This is a genomic window from Aliikangiella aequoris, assembly GCF_053709105.1.
The window spans coordinates 2,997,265-3,016,190 of record NZ_CM132298.1; the positions used below are offsets into that span (position 1 = coordinate 2,997,265).

15 protein-coding genes and 1 tRNA gene are annotated in these 18,926 nt (G+C 39.6%); 10 read left to right on the forward strand and 6 right to left on the reverse strand.

What is annotated here, in order from left to right; genetic code table 11:
• Positions 1-205 precede the first annotated feature (205 nt).
• The 4 genes from ACUR5C_RS12955 to ACUR5C_RS12970 all read left to right on the forward strand — a co-directional run bounded on the left by ACUR5C_RS12955 (position 206) and on the right by ACUR5C_RS12970 (position 2,957).
• Positions 206-847 (forward strand): YagK/YfjJ domain-containing protein, encoded by a 642-nt coding sequence (locus tag ACUR5C_RS12955; RefSeq protein WP_454465586.1) that lies wholly within the window; start codon positions 206-208, stop codon positions 845-847.
• A gap of 54 nt (positions 848-901) precedes the next feature.
• Entirely contained in the window at positions 902-1,168 is a 267-nt protein-coding gene (locus ACUR5C_RS12960) for a hypothetical protein (RefSeq protein ID WP_454465588.1), read from the forward strand.
• A 178-nt stretch (positions 1,169-1,346) separates the two neighbouring features.
• Positions 1,347-1,757: a hypothetical protein gene (locus ACUR5C_RS12965; RefSeq protein ID WP_454465590.1), complete on the forward strand. Its 411-nt coding sequence runs from the start codon at positions 1,347-1,349 to the stop codon at positions 1,755-1,757.
• Positions 1,758-2,726: 969 nt separating this feature from the next.
• Positions 2,727-2,957 carry a hypothetical protein gene (locus tag ACUR5C_RS12970; protein ID WP_454465592.1) on the forward strand — a complete coding sequence of 77 codons (231 nt, stop codon included), beginning with the start codon at positions 2,727-2,729 and terminating at the stop codon, positions 2,955-2,957.
• 400 nt (positions 2,958-3,357) lie between these two features.
• Here the strand turns inward: ACUR5C_RS12970 and ACUR5C_RS12975 are convergent.
• A tRNA-Ile gene (locus ACUR5C_RS12975) sits at positions 3,358-3,434 on the reverse strand.
• Positions 3,435-3,530: 96 nt separating this feature from the next.
• Positions 3,531-4,163 (reverse strand): class I SAM-dependent methyltransferase, encoded by a 633-nt coding sequence (locus ACUR5C_RS12980; protein WP_454465594.1) that lies wholly within the window; start codon positions 4,161-4,163, stop codon positions 3,531-3,533.
• A gap of 91 nt (positions 4,164-4,254) precedes the next feature.
• Between ACUR5C_RS12980 and ACUR5C_RS12985 the strand changes: the two genes are divergently transcribed.
• Entirely contained in the window at positions 4,255-5,826 is a 1,572-nt protein-coding gene (locus tag ACUR5C_RS12985; RefSeq protein ID WP_454465596.1) for a hypothetical protein, read from the forward strand.
• 25 nt (positions 5,827-5,851) lie between these two features.
• Here ACUR5C_RS12985 and ACUR5C_RS12990 read toward each other — a convergent pair whose 3' ends face one another.
• The 3 genes from ACUR5C_RS12990 to ACUR5C_RS13000 all read right to left on the reverse strand — a co-directional run bounded on the left by ACUR5C_RS12990 (position 5,852) and on the right by ACUR5C_RS13000 (position 10,715).
• Complete coding sequence (locus ACUR5C_RS12990; protein ID WP_454465597.1) at positions 5,852-9,001, reverse strand: efflux RND transporter permease subunit; 3,150 nt, start codon at positions 8,999-9,001, stop codon at positions 5,852-5,854.
• A 70-nt stretch (positions 9,002-9,071) separates the two neighbouring features.
• Complete coding sequence (locus ACUR5C_RS12995; protein ID WP_454465598.1) at positions 9,072-10,292, reverse strand: efflux RND transporter periplasmic adaptor subunit; 1,221 nt, start codon at positions 10,290-10,292, stop codon at positions 9,072-9,074.
• 234 nt (positions 10,293-10,526) lie between these two features.
• On the reverse strand, positions 10,527-10,715 hold the full coding sequence (locus ACUR5C_RS13000) for a zinc-finger domain-containing protein (protein ID WP_454465600.1): 189 nt from the start codon (positions 10,713-10,715) through the stop codon (positions 10,527-10,529).
• Between the two features lie 337 nt (positions 10,716-11,052).
• Here ACUR5C_RS13000 and ACUR5C_RS13005 point away from each other — a divergent pair, with 337 nt between their 5' ends.
• Both ACUR5C_RS13005 and amt read left to right on the forward strand, forming a co-directional pair.
• On the forward strand, positions 11,053-11,391 hold the full coding sequence (locus ACUR5C_RS13005) for a P-II family nitrogen regulator (RefSeq protein ID WP_454465601.1): 339 nt from the start codon (positions 11,053-11,055) through the stop codon (positions 11,389-11,391).
• A gap of 63 nt (positions 11,392-11,454) precedes the next feature.
• Positions 11,455-12,711, forward strand: a complete 1,257-nt coding sequence (amt, locus tag ACUR5C_RS13010) for an ammonium transporter (protein ID WP_454465602.1) — start codon at positions 11,455-11,457, stop codon at positions 12,709-12,711.
• A 63-nt stretch (positions 12,712-12,774) separates the two neighbouring features.
• Here the strand turns inward: amt and glnE are convergent, their stop codons facing one another.
• Positions 12,775-15,708, reverse strand: coding sequence for a bifunctional [glutamate--ammonia ligase]-adenylyl-L-tyrosine phosphorylase/[glutamate--ammonia-ligase] adenylyltransferase (gene glnE / locus ACUR5C_RS13015; protein WP_454465603.1), 2,934 nt, complete (start codon positions 15,706-15,708; stop codon positions 12,775-12,777).
• 341 nt (positions 15,709-16,049) lie between these two features.
• On the opposite strand from glnE, the gene ACUR5C_RS13020 reads away from it, so the two are divergent.
• From ACUR5C_RS13020 to ACUR5C_RS13030, 3 genes are read left to right on the forward strand one after another with little or no spacing between them, the layout of a single operon-like run.
• Positions 16,050-16,268, forward strand: a complete 219-nt coding sequence (locus tag ACUR5C_RS13020; protein ID WP_454465604.1) for a hypothetical protein — start codon at positions 16,050-16,052, stop codon at positions 16,266-16,268.
• Positions 16,269-16,323: 55 nt separating this feature from the next.
• The gene (locus ACUR5C_RS13025) at positions 16,324-16,911 is read left to right on the forward strand and encodes a LemA family protein (protein WP_454465605.1); all 588 of its coding nucleotides are present in this window, start codon (positions 16,324-16,326) and stop codon (positions 16,909-16,911) included.
• A 9-nt stretch (positions 16,912-16,920) separates the two neighbouring features.
• Positions 16,921-18,915, forward strand: coding sequence for a M48 family metallopeptidase (locus tag ACUR5C_RS13030; RefSeq protein WP_454465606.1), 1,995 nt, complete (start codon positions 16,921-16,923; stop codon positions 18,913-18,915).
• Positions 18,916-18,926: the final 11 nt, after the last annotated feature.

An 18,926-nucleotide genomic window follows, 5' to 3' on the forward strand; every position in this document is an offset into this window, starting at 1 on the left:
AGGTTTACCTACCTTCTACAAGTAACTATTTGATTTTCCTAGTGATGGTTATTAATTAACCGGTAGACTTAAAACACATTATTACCCCCGTTTTGGTTTAACCTGATTTTGCTTGGCCCTTATAGCTAGCGGCTTGGTCAGGTTTCTAGCTTAGCGCAATTAGGTGGTGTTAATAATAACTCCCCTATTAACTTGGAATCCCAGCATGTCCAAAAAGCCAAGAGAATGGGTAAAACAACATACAATAAAAAAGCGCCATTTCATTTTTAATGGGTTGAAGTGGCCTATTCAATCGTCACATGGCGGAATAAACAAAAGACACCTTGAAAGAATATTCAGTCAAACCGATGTTATGTTGACGATTTATTCAAAGCTATTAATCGTCCGTTTTGATTTACACATGCCAGCTTATACCGATGACAATAAATTAATGGTGATATTTAAACGCAGATTATTTAAACGTATCAAGGCAAAATATTCACTTAATGACATTGCCTATTTTTGGTGTCGTGAATACGAAAAAGGCAAAGGTCAGCATTATCACTGGGCGCTAATGGTTGACGGTAAAAAAGTAAGGTCTGGGTTTCCTATAAACGATATTGTTGAAAAGGTATGGAATGAATTAAACGGCACAACTCATAAAGGGGGTTATCATAATGTTTCTAGGAAATCCCACGAAAAACAACAGATAGCTATTGAGCATTTAAGCTATTTAGCTAAGACCAGAACAAAGAGTTATTGTGCCGATTATGTTAAAAGCTTTTCATCTAGTAAAATAAGCTATCCAGATGGTGAAATTAATTTCGATAAAGGTTTACTCAATATAAAGAAGATGAATTCGGTCTGAAAGCAATTAACTTCAAGAGTCGTTTTCTTACATTATAAAAAGGCGTGTTAAATAATGGCAAAAACAAGAGCCCAGGAAAATCGAACTATAAGACAGAACGCACAAAGAGATCAATTGTCAGCTCAGAGGCATGTTCAGTTAATCATTGAAAACATTGAGAAAATGGAAGGGCTGGAGCACTCAGAATCGTCCCCTTTTAATCTAGCTAAATTTAAAGCGGCTAATGATCAAAGATTTAGAATACTTAATAAATATCTGCCGGACCTTAAACAACAAGAAACTAAGAATGATAGTTTTTTAGTTGACTTGTTTTCTTTATAGTGGGGAAAGTGATTCTATATTCTAAATAAGTACACGTTAACAAGTCGCGCTTCAAATAAACGGCCTCTTACAATTTAGTAAATACTTTGCTATATTAATTTCCCTAACTTAAAGAAACAAGTTTCTTTTCGGGTATTACAATAATGGATATTATAGATTTTAATATTAGGAGAATTAAATGCCCCACCTAAAAAGAGTCATTCTTTTGTCAATCGCAATGATTTTATTTAGCATTAGTCTAGGGCTTAGTGCCAATATTAATAGGCTAGTGTCAGTTTGTACAATTGAAACAGGCAAATATGCCAAAACAGCTGTACTAAATGGTGACAAAATCCTATTTAAAGATGAGGGTGGCGGCCTCAGAAAGAATTGGGAGTTGAAAGTTACATCAAAAAGAGAATTAGAATTCTTTACACTTTTAAATGCCGAATTTAAATATAGAATGGTTATGTCCAATGACTATTTAACTAGAAGAATGACCCTTTTTATTATCGGCAGTAAAAGACTTAAGATTCAAAGTGTCTCGTATGCTGACTTTGATGAAAAAGGTAGTATCTGGGCCGCAGACTTTCATTTATGTATTAATTAGCTATATTTTTAACATTGATAAAACGAACATGTGCGGTAAAAGACTACAACCACTGAAAACTTGCTATATCCGAATCCTCAATACCAAGCTTTTTAGGGTGAAATAACAAGCGGACTTTCAACACAATCACTCTAAGAAGCTGTTTATTACCCAAACATCAATATAAAGCTTGTTATGCTCAATAGCCGACACTATACGATGGTAGTATCTAACATCTTCTGGCTTTTTAAAGATAAGGACCATACCCGCTTTCTTATTAGTCTGAAAAGCATACTAGAGTGACTGACCAGCCGCTTCAGCCCATTTACTGGCAAAGTCATATTCAATAGCGTGGTGTTGGTTAAGCGATCCACGCGAGTTTTATCTGGTAAAGTAGATTCAATTTGACCTATACAACTAGCTTTTTGATAATCCTTTTCTAATCTTAGGTTTTTTATTAAGTACTGCTAGGGCTATATAAATTCCATTACATTCTTTGGAAGGGCAAATATTTTTAAAAGCAGAGGTGGTTGATGAAAAAAGTAGTATTAGGAAAAACGCAAAGAATTTTAGCATTAAGTTTTTTCCCGATATTTAATCAGTAATGTCATAAAAGACAATGCTGCGCCAACAACTTTTAATCAAATTGTGGCTCAGAAAACTATATTTACTGCTTACATTTTGCCCTGATCTCACTAAGGGCTTTTGAGGAACCATTTAGTGAAAATTGGAAATAGACAGACTGTTGACCATGCCACTGAAGCTCTAGCAATGCTGTAGTTGATGCTGATATATTTGACATTGCTGATAAATCATCTTGAAAATATAAAAATTTTCCCGCCCATTTTTGAGTTTGCCGAACATCATCTACAGAGTCATTCCACTTTATTCTTGTTAATGGGATTATAACCGTCCTTAGTTTCAGTGTTAGCTAAATTGGGGGCTTTATTAAAGCCAATATATACAAACTCGCTTTCAGAGTTACAGCCAATGCCGAGCCACGCACTAACATCGCTATATGGAAAACCCATTTTTTTTGTTGGCACTGTAATTGGGGAGCAGGCATACGAAGAAACTTTTCCAGTCATTTCATCTTTCGAAGAAGAGATTCCCCAAGAATGTTTCGGAGGCTTCGCTTTTTTCTCTAGTTACTTTTCTGGTATGCTGCTGGCTGAAATACTTTCTTGGTTAACAATAACTGAATCAACATCACTTTTTTGAGATATTAAATTAACAGAATAAGCCATCACTATTACAACAAACCAAGTAAATAAAGACGTTCCTTTAGGTACCGCTACCCCACATTAAGTAAAGGCTTTTGCTTTAGAGCTAACTTCTTCCCCACACTCTTTACATTTTATTAATGCCACTTTATAAACTCCCTTTTTTTAGAATTATAATAACAAACAATCTCAAAAACTTACATCCGCTATTGCGCCTTATACGCAAACAAAATCAACTCAAAAGTTATCCTATTAGATTTAGATGCTTTAGTTTTGAATTGTTTATGGAGTTTTTAGTTGCTTAGGAGTAAAAGTGCCCTATAGGTGCCCTACAGTATATTTTTGAATGTTTTTTAGTTGCTATCGAGTGATAACTTATTGATATAAAATAGTTAAAATGGTGGGCCCTCCCCGACTTGAACGGGGGACCTGCCGATTATGAGTCGGATGCTCTAACCAACTGAGCTAAGGGCCCTTCATTTTTTTTGCTTAAATGTTTCGCTTGCGGACCGAATCATTTAAACGGAGTCGGATTCTACGTAAATTACCCTTACCAATCAATAGCAAATAGCTATTCCTTGTGAAAAAACACTACATCTTTGTCAATTACTTCTAATCGCCAGCCCATTTTGCGTGCAACCCACTCCAAGCAGGCAATAGAATAGAAGCAAATATGGGTTGGGTCATTCTTATAATGCCAATTTTTAAACGCTGGTAAATCAGTCCGCCGCTTGGTCATTACCGCTAAAATTCCCTGATGGTGAAGTAAACCATTTAATTGTTTCAATAAAATAGCCGGTTTTGCGATATGTTCAATGACTTCTGTCATGGTAATAAAGTCGTAGCGCTTTTGAAGCAGTTCTGGCTGGTTATAATAATAAAGGTCATAGTTTTCTACTAAATAACCGGCTTCTGCAGCCATAGATTTAATGGCAGGGCCAGGACCACAACCAAAGTCTAAGCCTTGTGGCCGGCGATTATCATGGGGTTTCGCGGCAAGCTGTGCAAACAGCGGTGTGGTGGTTCGCGCTAAAAAGCGCCTATAGCCATTATCCTGTTCATTATTTTGATGCTTGTCATATTCGGCTTTTTCAGCCTGCGCAGTTAGTCTATATTGCGCAGGCACATAGACCAATTGACATTGCTGACACTGCAGGTATAAGCGCCTGCGATCTTTGGCATACAACTGCGTTTCTTGAGACAAACAAAGTGGGCAAGTTTCCAAGATAAATCAATCCAACAATAAATATCTACTATAATTGTTACAAGATTTCAGCGAGGTAGCAAAGAGTATAATGGGTAATTCTAAAGTAATCATCGACAAAGCACTTAAAGACTACAGTAGCATGCCGATATTACCGCTAGAACTATCTGCCATTGCGAGGAAGTTACGCGACTCTAGTAGTTCAAACGACTCATTTAAACGCATTTACCAACGTGATCCTGCATTTTGTTGGTATTTAATTCAAGCAGGTTGGCGCGCGACTAAAGATAAAGCTAATCATCCAATCGCGGCAGATCATGCCATGAGTACCATCGGTTTAAATCAGGCTAAAAAGGTATTTTTGCCTCTAACTAAGCTTACCCCAGCTCCGCTCAGTGATGAAGTAAAAAGCTTACTCTCTAGCAGCTTGCTGGCAGCGGAAATTGCTAAACGAATCGGTCAGCACATAGGCGCCGGTCCACAAATATATTGGACTAGTTTACAGTATCAATTGCCAGATATTATGTTATGGCATTTAAAACCTAAACAAATGTGGCGAATTTATTACCGTCACCTCACAATCCCTAAACGAACGAAAACCTTTGAAGAAGCCCAGCTTGGTTTTAATCTTGCCCAGTGGCGTCAACAAGTGTCGGCAAAACATTTAGTTTGCGATGCTTTGCAAAGGCTCTACAAGACCCAGCTTCCGGCGAGTAAAAAAGAAATTTTTGAATACTCTAAAAATGGTTTAAGCGATAAAACACCTTCGCTAAAGTCATGGCATGGTTACGAAGGTGGCTTGCTCGTCGCCAGTAACCGTTTAGCTCGATCGGTGATTGTGCCATGGCACCCTCGAGCCATGCAGCACGCTATAAATTTGCTAACTCAAATAGCCAATTTAGATGAAAAGAAAATAAAACACGAGGTTTACACTGCTATACGAACCGTTAGCGAAAACTTATTTTATTCGCAACTACCTAACCCAGGCTATACCCTTCTACTTAAACGGAGTCGTCCTCATTTTCCCGGTTGGTTAGTACATCCAGTGATTGATCCTAAAAAGCTTAAACGCCAACAAACCGTTAAACAAGCTAAAATTGTTCAACAAAAATCCCAGGAAATGCAGCAACTAAACCCTGAAAACTTTAAGCTTTTACTTAAACGGTTACTCGAGATGAGTAGCAAAGCAACTGAATCTGGCGCGTTTATCCAACAATGTATGCAACAGTTTATCCTAACCATTGGCTACTCAAGAGCAAGCTTTTTAATGTTAAACCATCAAACAGGTATTGCCGAAACTAAAATCGCTTTAGCTGCTAAAGATGTGAAAAAAATTAGACCCGAGCTTAATTTTAACCAAGCGCTGACCTTGTCAGCATTTAAAGAAAAAGCAACCTATATGAAATTTGATATGGTTAAACATGAAAAAGTTTGGCACCAATTACCAACTGCAGTACAGCAGCAACGAGTTACCCAATTTATCTTATGCTCTCTTCAGCCGGGAAAAAAAGTGCGCGCCATTATATATTTAGATTCACCATTGCAGCGCCTGTTTGACGATAACCGTCAAGTATATACACGCAAGTTGTTAGCAACCTTTAATAAAGGGTTAAAACAGATTAATTTACTCAAGCAAAAACAAGCTTCACTTTCTAAAAAATAGCTAAGCTTGTTTCGCAAACATACCTTTAACTTGTCACTGTTTTATAAACGAACTGCTTAAATCGTGAGCCTAACCGTTTTATATCTTCTAATACCAGATACAGCGACGGGATCAAAATTAAAGTGATAAAAGTAGCAAACATAATTCCAAACGCTAACGATATAGCCATAGGAATAATGATTTGCGCCTGTAAACTTTTTTCAAACATAATTGGAAAAAGCCCAAAGAATGTTGTTAAAGAAGTTAGCATAATTGCCCTAAAACGTTGTACCCCCGCTTGCGCAACTGCGTCATATAGGCGCAACCCTTCACGCCTCGCTCTATTCACAAACTCAACCATTAACAGACTGTCATTGACCACTACCCCGGCTAATGCGACTAATCCAAATAATGACATCATCGAAATACTTTTATCGAACAGTAAGTGCCCTATTACCGCGCCAATAAAACCAAACGGAATCACCGCCATGACTATCAATGGTTGTGAATAAGATTTTAACGGCACAGCAATTAATACATAAATTAATCCAATAGCAGCAATAAATGAAATCGCAAGCTCGGTCATAAAAGCTTGATTCTCTTTGCTTTGACCGCTTAATTCACTTCTTACCCCTGGGTACTTAGAAACGAGTTTAGGAATAAAAACTTTATTCGCATCACTCACAACTTGATTGGACTGAATTTTATCTGGGTTAATATCTGCCATGACCGAGACCGCGCGTTTACGATCTTCTCGTTGAATTGTCGAATAGCTTGATCCTAAATCAAAGTTAGCAACTGCAGAAAATGGTACCCACTGCCCCTGTGGCGTGCGAATGCGCATATTCTCTAAATTTGCAATTGAACGCCGCTCATCTTTTGGAAAGCGTACCATTACTTTTATTTCATCTTTGCCACGTTGAATTCTTTGTGCTTCTTCACCATAAAATGCCTGCCGGACTTGCCTACCCAAATCTGTCAAGCTAATGCCCAAAGCTTCAGCCCCAGGCTTTAAACTTAATTTTATTTCTTGGCTGCCAGTACTATAGGAAGTGCGAATATCGTACACGCCGTCAAACTCAGCTAACCAAGCTTGGAGTTCGTTAGATGCTTTTTCTAAGTTTTGATAGTTGCTACCAACCAGCCTAAAGCTAATCCCTGAATCACCCCCAACACCCGCAGAGGAAATAAAGCGTAACTCTTTCACTCCTGCTACTTCACCAACTTGTTTACGCCATTCTCTCTCAATTGTCCAAGAGTCAACTAGCCGGTTTTCTCCTTTAGTAAGCTCTACCAGCATTCCGCCGCCGTAGTCACCCGAGGTCCAGGCTAAAACATGTTGAACACTTCGCTCACCCATATTTTCTTGTTCCGCTAAACGTTGATCGACTTGGCGGATGGCGTTTTCCATTTTATCAATTAGCTTGTCTCTTGCAGTTATGGGTGCGCCTTCATTCAAAGTAAACCGAGCTTGAATAATATCATTTGGAATTGAAGGAAATATTTCCCACTTTAAAATGCCACTAGCGACTGCGCCGATCGATAATATAAATACTGCCAGAAAAGTTACCATGGTAAGGTAGCGATGCTGAATAAGTCGCTTTAACACTGGTTGATATTTATATTTAGCAAAATTTTCCATGCCTTCACGAATTGCGTGTTGCAGTTTGCTAAACCGTGACGCAGTTTTTTCATCATAAGGCTCAAATTTCATATGAGCTAAATGCGACGGCAAAATGAGCTTGGATTCAACTAAAGAAAAAATTAAACAAAGTATGACTACCACAGCAATAGCTTCAAAAAAAGGCGCCACCATAACGTCTAAAGTAAGCATTGGTAAAAACGCTGCGATGGTAGTGAGTACCCCAAAAGTAGCAGGTACCGCAACTCGCTTGGCGCCGCTAATCACATTTTCAACCGAGTGGCCTCTTTCTTTAATTTCACTATAAATGCTTTCTCCAATTATAATCGCATCATCAACGACAATACCTAAAACTAAGATCAAACCAAACAATGATAGAAAGTTAATATTAGTCGATACAACGCCCACTTTATCCATAAATAAAAACGCACCAAAAAAGCAAATTGGAATACCGACTAATACCCAAAATGCCACTTTAGGACGCAAGAATAGGGTTAACAAAATAAACACCAATATGATCCCCATCAGCATATTGTCAAACATCATATCAAGGCGTTGCTGTAGGTAATAAGAGCCGTCAGCCCACACCTCTATCTTTGCACCTTGTGGTAAGGTATTCATTTTGTTGGCAACATAGTTTTTAACTGCAGCGGCAATTTCTAAATCGTTCTGTTCGCCTACTGATTTAACTCGAATGACAGTTGCTTTTTCTCCATTAAATCTCGCGTATCCGTCAGACTCTACAAAACCGTCATTAATGTTCGCAATGTCGCCCAACAGCAGCCGTGTGCCGTCGGCATTAGTGCGTAAAACCAGTTGCGAGTATTCGGCTCCTGTATAGGCTTGCCCTATAGTACGCAAGCGGATATCACCACCATCGGTTTTTATAGAACCACCGGGAAGATCAATAGAAAACTTGCGAATATTTGCCGCAACTTCAGACAGTGAAAGGTCGTAAGATCGTAATACCGCTTCCGGAATTTCTATTGCAATTTCGTAGGGGCGATTACCTAAAATTTCCGCCTTATTCACATCCGGTAATGCCATAATTTCGTCACGCACTTCTTGCGCAATATTTTGCCGAGTTCGACGATCCATATTGCCGTAAACACTTAACCACATCACTTCGGCGGTAAACTCTACTTTCGAAATGACGGGCTTTTCTGTTTCACCAGGAAAAGTTGCAATAGAGTCGACTTTCATTTTAATTTCGTTTACGGCATCGTCTAAGTCAGTGCTGTTGGTTAATTCAACAACCACAGTACCGGCCCCCTCACTTGCCGTAGAAGAAATCGTTTTAATGCCTTTAACATCTTGCACTGCTTCTTCAATTTTAATTACCACACCTTGTTCTACTTCTTCAGGGGCAGCACCTAAATAAGGTACGCTAATACGCACCAAATTTGGTTGAATATCAGGCATCATTCGCTTAGTCATCATTTGATAAGAAACTAAGCCGCCAAGAATAATAAAGATCATGAGCAAATTTGCTGCAACGGCGTTATTAGCAAACCATGCAATTAATCCACTTGCGTTTTTTGATGTTGGGGTCATGGGTTATCCATTTAAAATTCGTGTTTAGCGTTTAAAAAAGCAAGGCCACGGCGGTCTTGTAAACCGCAACTTAATCTTGAGCGACTATGTCGGTTTCTTTAGTGACATTTGGTGGTGTTGCATCACCGTCAACACGTACGCTGCTGCCTTCAACAGGCGACTCTAAAGGCGTCATTACAATCCGATCAAACTCTTTTAGCCCTTCATCAATATAGGTTACGCTGCTTTCGGTGCGAACCACATTGACAGTTCTTAGATGCAGCTTATTGTCTTTATCAACCACTAATACTGTATTTAAATTTCGAAACGCTTCACGGGGTACTGATATTAAGCCTGCTTGAGTTTTACCGGCAATAACCGCGGTGACGAAAGTTCCAATCTTTAAAGGAGGCAGCTTATTACTTTTATTGGCACTACTCAGTACTCCATAAGGGTCGTTAATTTTAGCTACCGCATAATGCACTCGGCTTTGCTCATCTACTACGCCTTCCATACGGACTAAGCTTGCATGCCAAGTATTTAGCTTACCTTGATATTGAGCTTGAAGCGCTACTTGCACCTCTTTAGAGTCTATATCATTCCAGTTAGGGACATTAATAAAGGCGAGTTCTTGATCGGTTAAGGGTAATCGAATTTCAGCATAATCAATGGCGAAGGTTTCTGCCAATTGTGACCCAACACTAACATATTGACCTACATCTACATGCTTGCTTTTAATCATTCCGGTATAAGGCGCGATGATGGTAGTTCGTGCAAGTTTTTGCTCAGCGCGTTTTAAATCAGCTAGTGCTGAATCAACATTAGCTTTTGCTTCTTTCAAAAAGGGCTCTCTTAAAGCTAATACTGGTGCATTATTTCGTGCGCGCCCGGTGAGGTCCCATTCTTTTTTTGCTTGCTCTGCTAAGGCGACCTCTTGTTGATACTTGGCTTGCTGCCCAGCTAGTTTGGCTTTTGCTTGCTCATAACTTACTTGATAATCTGTAGGGTCGATTTGCAGCATGACTTCACCTGCTTCAAAATAACCGCCGGCAACAAACTTATCGGCAACGGTTTGGACCACGCCAGAAACTTCCGAAATAATCATTGTGGAGGTACGCGGAGTTACCACTCCGTGAGCTTCGACTGTAAAGTCAACGGTTTCGGGTTGAGGCGCATAAACTTGCACTAAAGGCGCGGTTGGTTTTTCTGGCTTTTTAGGTGGTAAAGGCTTGTTGGCAAGCATAATCACAAAGCCAACTATGGCTAATATAAATATGCCACAACCTAGCAAAATGGACTTAGCTAAACTCATATTTTCCCCAATTTTTATCTTTATTTGAAATTGCTCGTTACTTTGACAAACGCCAGTGATGCTAATTTGCTAAACAACGTCAATCGAAAGGCACTATAGTTAACGCTATTTTGCCAGAATAAGAGCGCTTCGAAGCGCAAATAAATGTAACTAATCTTGATTAATGTAAAATTATGCAGCTTCTTGAAACATTTAACCCTGTTATCCTTTGATGGAAAATTGCTGCATCTCAATTTACTCTGCTTTAAGGACAAACTCGTTACCACAATATGGGCACTCACCTTGCTGCTGACTATTAAGTTCAATATAGACTCGTGGATGCTGGTTCCATAATGCTTGGCTTTTAGGGGGGCAGCATACTGGCAGCTCGCTGGGTTTTACTTGAATTGTATTGCTCGCCGTTTTTTTCGTATCGTTTTCCATGCGCGACTCCTCGAGTAGTTTTTACTCGCCCTATAATTGATAGCTTATTTAGCTGATAGATTTTTATAGCTTATACCTAGTTGTAGTTGGCCATTTTTTAAAAGATAACACCAACCAAACGCCCCAAAATAGAACACTCTGACTTAGCCAATGGGCTTGTTTGCACCAAAAGTAAACTAAGGCAATTCAATTCTAGTCATTTTTCCATAAAAACCCAATGAATTTCTGGCACGACAATTGAAATACCTAAAGCTTAGTACCAGCAAAAATCAATTTAGGACTAAGGATTATTTTTATTAACTAAGCAGATTACAACAACTAACTTTAGGAGAACTTTATGTATTGGCTGACCACTATCATACGCCCTTTCAAACTAAGCGATGTATACGACAAGCTCATCCAAGATGGAATTAATGGTATGACAATTACTGAAGTTAAAGGCTTTGGTAACCACAAAGCTGTTCCAGAAATATATAGAGGTAATACTTTCACCAGCCGCTTTGTGCCTAAAGTAAAAATAGAAATGGCAGTGACTAAAGCAGACTTAAACAGAGTAATACAAAGTATTGTCGATGTCAGTCACACGGGAAGCCCAGGTGACGGTAAGATTTTTGTTTGGGAGCTAGCCCATTCGCTCCGCATTAGAACTCGTGAAATCGATTTAAAAGCAATCTAGTGGTGGTTTATAGAAAGCCTCACATTATAAAACAATTAGACAAACTTTAGAGAGATAACTATCATGCAAGCTTCCTTGATTAGTCAAACTGACTACTTATTTAATACCCTTTTCTTGCTTTTTTCCGGTGCTCTAGTTATGTGGATGGCAGCTGGTTTTGCCATGCTAGAAGCCGGTCTTGTTCGTCGCAAAAATACGACTGAGATTTTAACTAAAAACCTTTTACTTTATTCTATTGCTTGCATTGCATTTCAAACAGTAGGGTATGACTTAATGTATCAAAACAATCCTGCTGCAAGCTGGCTTCCTACTTTAGGCTTTGGCATAGAAGCGACCACAGCAGATGCAACTCAGTCTCGAAAAGTAGACTTTTTCTTTCAAGTTGTTTTTGTGGCCACCGCAATGTCAATCGTCTCGGGCGCAGTGGCAGAGCGCATGAAGCTTTCAGCATTTTTACTGTTTACTATAGTGCTTACCGCTTTAATTTACCCTATAGAAGGCTATTGGACTTGGGGCGGTGGCTTTTTAGGTGCGCCAACAAGTGAGGGAGGGCTGGGCTTTAGCGACTTTGCCGGTTCTGGCATTGTCCATATGGCTGGTGCCAGTGCGGCGTTATCTGGGGTCATTTTTTTAGGGCCGCGCTTAGGTCGTTACAGCGATAAAGGCATTAAACCTATCCCCGGCGGTAATATGCCGCTAGTCGCTTTAGGAACCTTTATTTTATGGTTTGGCTGGTTAGGCTTTAATGCAGGCTCACAGCTTAGCTTTAGTAGTTTTAGCGATGCCAATACGGTCGCCGATATTTTTGTTAATACTAATGCAGCTGCCGCCGCTGGCGCATTAATGACCTACTTATTAAGCTTGGTTATTTATGCTAAAGCCGACTTTACTTTAATCGTCAATGGCGCACTTGCAGGTCTTGTCACCATTACCGCAGCGCCAGACTCTCCCACGCCATTACAGGCAGTATTTTTCGGCTGTGTGGGCGCAAGTGCAGCTTTTTTCTCAATTAAATATTTAGACAAAATTCGAATTGATGATCCTGTCGGCGCAATTTCTGTTCACGGCACTGCAGGCTTAGTAGGATTAATGCTTGTGCCGCTAACCAAAGACGTCACATTAATCACTCAATTAGTTGGTGCCTCAGTAATTTTTGGTTGGTGTTTCTTTACCAGTAGTGTCGCATGGTTTACGTTAAAAAAATTAATGGGTATAAGAATTAATGAAGAATCAGAAAACATAGGTGCAGATATTGCAGAGTGCGGCTTAGAAGCCTACCCAGAATTTTTAAGCAGTCCAACTACTAATAATGCAGTTTAATCGTTAATTAGCGCTGTCCTTATTCGGTGAGTGGCTGACAATAATTAAATGAAAAATTGTGAGCTAATTTGATAAATACGTCTTCCAAATTAGCTCAACTTTTTTAGCAGTTGTTGCGTATTTTTCGTTAGCTACTAAACTACCTTTATCTAACAAGGCATTTTCATTAAGCCGATTCCTAAACTGACGATAAGTTTTTACTAAAAAGCTGGCATCTTCAAGACTCAGCAAATCGTAAGCTTGTGAAACTTGCAGGCAGTCAACCATGTTATAAGGAATTGCAACTTGATCTTTTTGCGCAATGGCGCTTTGCGAATATAAACTAAGCACAAAATATTGCGCAAGAAACTCAATATCAACTAGCCCCCCAACACTTTGCTTTAAATCGATAAAACCTGTTTTCTTACGCTCAAGCTGAGACCGCATTTTATCGCGCATTTTGGCAACATCGGCGGCCAAAGTTTTAGTGTCTCGTTTAGTAGCCAAAGTTTGCTGACGAATTTTTGCAAAAGCATCAATAATTTTAGGATCACCTGCAACATACCTTGCCCTCACTAGCGCCTGATGCTCCCATGTCCAAGCTGACTCCTTTTGATAGTCACAATAAGCCTCTATATGACTAACCAACAAACCAGAAGCCCCCGAAGGACGTAACCGCATATCGACTTCATACAGCTGCCCTTGATTTGTAGTAATAGACAAAAAGTGGATTAATTTTTGCGCGAGCCGAGTATAAAAGCGGCTATTTTGAATCGACCTTTTACCACTTGTTTTTTCTTCTACAGGCTGGTCAAACAAAAAAACCAAATCTAAATCTGAACCAAAGCCCAGCTCAACCCCACCTAATTTGCCATAACCAATAACCGCAAACCCCATACCGCCAGCATCATCATTTAAACCTTCTGGCACTCCGTACTGTTCACTTAGAAGTCGCCAGCACTGCTCTACAGAAACTTGTAAAATCACCTCTGCAAGCTGAGTTAAATATCGACTAACTTGAGAAATACTTAAACGCTGAGAAAGTAAAGCTGCGGCAACCCTTAACTCATTAATTTGTTTAAAGCTTCTTAAAGTATCAAGGAGTAATTCTTCATCTTGGCTGTCAATTCTTAGCAAGGCCTGACGCAGCTCAGCTTTTAAGTCAGTGCCTTGCAATGGCTCGTATAAACTATTGGGATATAAAAGCTCGTCGATGAGTACCGGAAACTCGGATAAACGTTTAACCACCCAATCGCTTTGCCCAGCAAGATCAACAAGATGTTGCAGAATCGGCGGGTTTTCACTAAGCAGCTCTAAATAAGCTGTCCGTTTTAAAATTGAATAAATCAGCTTTAACAAACGAGTTAAGGTTTGATTAGGTGCATCACTGGAAAGACAAGTTGACAGCAATGCTGGAAAAAACTTTTTAAGTCGTTTAGCTCCGCGCGAAGACAAATTATTTACATTGCTGTCACTAAGAAACTTGTCTACCGTATTAATAAATAACTGACAATCATCTAATGAAAGTGGTTCAGCTTGAGAGTCTTTTAGTTTTTCAACTAATTGCTCTGCTTCAATATGGCCATCAGCCAATGATTGATAAAAGTCATCGCGAGCCAAACCTTGCTGTCGCTCTTCGCCAAGTAGCTCACTAAAATGTAAGTTTACTTTTTTTTGATGCGCAGCTAATTGCTCGATTAGATTTTCCCAACTGCCGCATTGCAATGCCTCTACCAATGCTGCTTGAGACTGGCTATCTTGCGGAAGCTGTTGAGTTTGTTTTTCATAAAGCGATTGAATCCAATGCTCTAAGCGACGTAAAAAGCGATAGGCTTGTAACAGCTCGTCAGCGGTTTGTTGGGGTAATAATTTGGCATCGACTAAATAAGGTACCACTTTAAATGTATTCGGCTCGCGCAACCGAATATCTCGGCCACCTTGAATTAACTGTAATGACTGAATGATAAACTCAACTTCTCGTATTCCGCCAGCGCCTAGTTTAATATTATCAACCAACCCCTTACGCTTAACTTCGCGTTGAATCATTTGCTTCATATTGCGGATTGAATCGATTACACCATAATCAATATAGCGCCTAAATGAAAAAGGTTGAATAATGGTTTCTAGTGTTTTTATGTCTTGCTTGCAACCGGTAATAGCACGAGCTCTTAGCATGGCGAATCGCTCCCACTCTCTTCCTTGTTCTTGATAGTACTCTTCCGCTTGGCCTAAGGACATCACCAGTGCACCCGAGTCGCCATAAGGTCGCAGTCGCATATCGACTCGAAAAACAAATCCGTCAGCAGTTGGTTCGTCTAATACTTTTATCAGCTGCGTGCTTAGCCTGCGGAAAAAGCGCGCATTATCAATTGAGCGCTTTCCCCCTTGGGTATTGCCGTCATCGGGGTAAAAAAAGATTAAATCAATATCCGAAGAGAAATTAAGCTCTTTTCCACCTAGCTTTCCCATGGCTAAAATCAGCAATTCTAATTCGCGAGAACTTGATGCTTGGCTTGCATTAGTAACGCTTGAGCAGGGAACACCATAGAGCTGCGAGAGACTTGTATAACACCATTGATAGGCAATGCTCACAAGGCTGTCTGCGAGTACCGAAATTCTTAAGCTCGAAGACTCTACATGAATGGCTTGAGTTAACTCTAACGTCGCGATTGCCGCAGAGTGCAAGCGTCGCACTTGACGAAGCTTTTGCATTAATATTGGCTCACTGGCCAGCTGATCTGGAGCATGGGTAAATGCTTTGAACTCAGTTGCTAAATGACCTTTTAATTGCAACTCAATATTTCGCGATGATTGATTAACGTGCCAAACTAAAGTTTGAGCAAAAGCAGCATATTCCTTACACACCACGCTCTTTACAAACGGGCTTAACTCTACCGCTTTAACACTTAAAAGGAATAAATCCTCTGGCAGTATCGTTGCTAACTTAGGGCGCACAAGTGACCACTCATTAAGCACCTGATTTCCGGTTAATTGTGGGCCTTTATTTGATTGCGACATATAGGTTTGGCATCTATTTGGGTGAAAGAAATTTTAATCAAGCTAACGCAGCGAACTAGCAAGGTGGTTGTCGCTAGGCAGGTTTAGCTATAGTTAGTTTCTCAACAACTTGCGTATAATTCAATTGCTAATTGTTAGGTATGTCAACATGATACTTATTTGAACATATGAGCATTCAAACACATGAGCATTCAAACACATGACCATTTAAACAAATTGGCTATTTAAACACATTGTGTATTTAAGCACATATAGTATAGTTGAAATCATACTGACAACTGAGCCGCAGTCAATCGTAATAATAAGCAATACACGCAATGATTTTAAATTAAGGAGTATTTATGGAACTTTTTAAGTGGATAGCAGTAATCGCTATTGCAGGAATTATCGCCAACTTAATTAAAGACTGGATTCGCGCGAGAGAAGTAAAACCAACAGATTTAAGCGGGGTTGAAGCTCGCCTTGATAAACTGGAAAAACTACAAAAAAGAGTTGAAACTTTAGAGGCCATTGTAACCGACAAAGGCTACGACTTAAAATCAAAAATAGATAACCTTTAATAAAGTATTGACTTTAGTGTAAAGCACTTTAATTAAACCAATAGGAGCAATGGCAATGGAATTTTGGATAACCGTCATATTATTAGTATTAGCTGCGCTATACCTTATCAGCTTATTTAATCGACTCATTAGCCAGCGTAACCGATTTAAAAACGCCTTTGCTCAAATCGACGTTCAGCTAACTCGCCGCTACGAACTAATCCCCAATTTAGTTGAAACCGCCAAAACCTATATGTCACACGAAAAAGAGACGCTTCAAGCGGTTATTAATGCTCGCAATAGCGCTCAACAGGCGACTAAAAATGCTGCTAATAATCCATCCAACCCAGATAATATTCAGCAGCTCGCTGCAGCTGAAGAAATGCTTACAGGGACATTAGGCCGATTTTTTGCGTTATCTGAAAACTACCCCGACCTTAAAGCAAACCAAACTATGAGCAGTTTAATGGAAGAACTCACATCTACCGAAAACAAAGTCGCTTTTGCACGCCAAGCGTTTAACGACAGTGTGATGCAATACAACACACTAAGAGAGCAATTTCCCAGCAACCTTGTAGCTAACCTATTTAACTTTCAAGCGGCTAAGCTACTTGAAATGCCAGATCCTGCAGCTCGCCAAGCAGTTAAGGTTAACTTTAACTAGCAGATTACAATGGTAGACTTTTTCACTCTGCAAGATAAAGCTAAGCGACAAACTCGGGCTTTAGTCGCTCTATTTTGCATTGCGGTAATATTAATTTTATTGGCCATTAATGGTATTTTTTATGTGGCGATTGGAAAAGAACTACAAGCTCAAGCGCTAACTCTTTGGCTCCAACAGCCTTATTGGATTTACTTAAGCATTAGTGTCGTTGCGATTATTTTAATAACATCTATGTGGCGTAGCTGGCAGTTAAATCAATCCCCAGATGCAATCGCTCGTTTAGTAAAAGCTACCCCGCTTGAATATGACTCCCAAAATGTCCAGCATACTCAACTGAAAAATATTGTCGAAGAAATGTCAATCGCTTCAGGCACTGCGATCCCTAAAGTCTACGTAATGTCACAAGAGCAAGGGATAAACGCGTTTGTCGCAGGAACGCGTCTCGATGCAGTAACTTTAGTTGTCACCCAAGGATTATTAGATAATCTTAACCGCGAGCAAATTCAGGCTGTGATTGCTCATGAATATAGCCATATATTTCATGGCGATATGCAGTTTAACGTAAGACTCATTGGCATACTTGCCGGAATTCTAGTTATTGGCGAAATTGGTCAAGTCTTACTGAGAAGCCGTAATAGAGGTTCAAGTCGAGCAAAGTCTAATGGCAATGCAGGCGCGGTCATGCTGTTTGGACTAGGCCTGTTTATTATTGGCTATATAGGACTGTTTTTTGGACGCTTAATTAAAGCAGCTATTTCTCGACAAAGAGAGTTTTTAGCCGACGCCTCAGCCGTTCAATACACCAGAAACAACCGCGCCTTAAGTAGCGCCTTAGCGAAAATTTCACAACACAAAACAAGCTCCATTTTAATTAACGACAAAGCTGAAGAAATGAGCCATATGTGTTTTGCTAAAGCCATTCACTACAACTTCAATGCTTGGTTTGCAACTCACCCTCCAATTGAAGAGCGAATTAAAGCCATCGACGTTGGTTTAGCTTTAACAATAAAGCGCGCTAAAACTAAGCCTAGCAGCGAATCACTAAACTTAGACTCAGCAATAACACAAGCAACCTCTCAGTTTACAATGCAAAGCGACGCGCCCCCTTCGGCTACGGATATTAAAGATGAAGAAAACTCAAAACGCCCACTTAATATTGAAACTAATTCAATAGTAAACTCCATAGGCCAGCTCCACCAAGATCAAATTTTACTAGCGCAATCAATCCTACAGTCTATACCTCAGCCTCTGCTTGCTATTGCGCGCGGAGAGAAGCATTCAAACAAACAAAGCATATCTTCACTAGAGAAGTTATTAATTGCCTTTTTTTATTCGGTAGATATTTCTGGATTCAAAAAAAACACTTTGCCTCAACGCTATCAAGCTTTTAGCGTTGAAATTGAACAGTTAACTAGCCAGCTTAAACAGTTAAGCTTTAGACACTTTCATTGCTTATTAGACGTAGCGCTAGCTAGTTTTAGTCGTCAGGCGCGACCGCTAAAAGTAAATTGTTATGACAATATTACTGCACTCGCTAGCCAAACTCAGCAGTTAACAATTAAAAGTTTTTTAGTTTATGCATTAATCACCAAAACCGAACAATTTAAAAGCAGCCAAAAACAACAACGCAGCAATATAAAAACCTTAGCTAAATTTAGTTCTGTCAAAACCGAAATAACGCTGCTTTTAAGCCTGCTATTGTCACACTGCTCAATTCCACCAGTTGAGCAAAAAAATCAATTAAAGCACTATTTAAAACGCCTAGGCATAAACAATAGCTCACCAATTGAAAGCAATAGCCATAATTTAAAGCAGCTCGCACTTAGCCTAAGTCGTCTAAGTGAACTTAACAATCTGCTTAAAAAAGTACTTTTTGAAGTTTGCATTGATGTTATAGAAAAAGATAACCAAATAAACATTGAAGAGTTTGAACTGCTGCGTATTATTGGGCTTTTTCTTGGATGTCCTGTGCCCATATGCATTACACAAGTTGAGCTGACCTAATTGATTAACTC

Coding starts and splice junctions, on each gene's coding strand:
- ACUR5C_RS12955 (WP_454465586.1), top strand. CDS start 206: ATGTCCAAAAAGCCAAGAGAATGGGTAAAACAACATACAATAAAAAAG.
- ACUR5C_RS12960 (WP_454465588.1), top strand. CDS start 902: ATGGCAAAAACAAGAGCCCAGGAAAATCGAACTATAAGACAGAACGCA.
- ACUR5C_RS12965 (WP_454465590.1), top strand. CDS start 1,347: ATGCCCCACCTAAAAAGAGTCATTCTTTTGTCAATCGCAATGATTTTA.
- ACUR5C_RS12970 (WP_454465592.1), top strand. CDS start 2,727: ATGCCGAGCCACGCACTAACATCGCTATATGGAAAACCCATTTTTTTT.
- ACUR5C_RS12985 (WP_454465596.1), top strand. CDS start 4,255: ATGGGTAATTCTAAAGTAATCATCGACAAAGCACTTAAAGACTACAGT.
- ACUR5C_RS12990 (WP_454465597.1), bottom strand. CDS start 9,001: ATGACCCCAACATCAAAAAACGCAAGTGGATTAATTGCATGGTTTGCT.
- ACUR5C_RS12995 (WP_454465598.1), bottom strand. CDS start 10,292: ATGAGTTTAGCTAAGTCCATTTTGCTAGGTTGTGGCATATTTATATTA.
- ACUR5C_RS13000 (WP_454465600.1), bottom strand. CDS start 10,715: ATGGAAAACGATACGAAAAAAACGGCGAGCAATACAATTCAAGTAAAA.
- ACUR5C_RS13005 (WP_454465601.1), top strand. CDS start 11,053: ATGTATTGGCTGACCACTATCATACGCCCTTTCAAACTAAGCGATGTA.
- amt (WP_454465602.1), top strand. CDS start 11,455: ATGCAAGCTTCCTTGATTAGTCAAACTGACTACTTATTTAATACCCTT.
- glnE (WP_454465603.1), bottom strand. CDS start 15,708: ATGTCGCAATCAAATAAAGGCCCACAATTAACCGGAAATCAGGTGCTT.
- ACUR5C_RS13020 (WP_454465604.1), top strand. CDS start 16,050: ATGGAACTTTTTAAGTGGATAGCAGTAATCGCTATTGCAGGAATTATC.
- ACUR5C_RS13025 (WP_454465605.1), top strand. CDS start 16,324: ATGGAATTTTGGATAACCGTCATATTATTAGTATTAGCTGCGCTATAC.
- ACUR5C_RS13030 (WP_454465606.1), top strand. CDS start 16,921: ATGGTAGACTTTTTCACTCTGCAAGATAAAGCTAAGCGACAAACTCGG.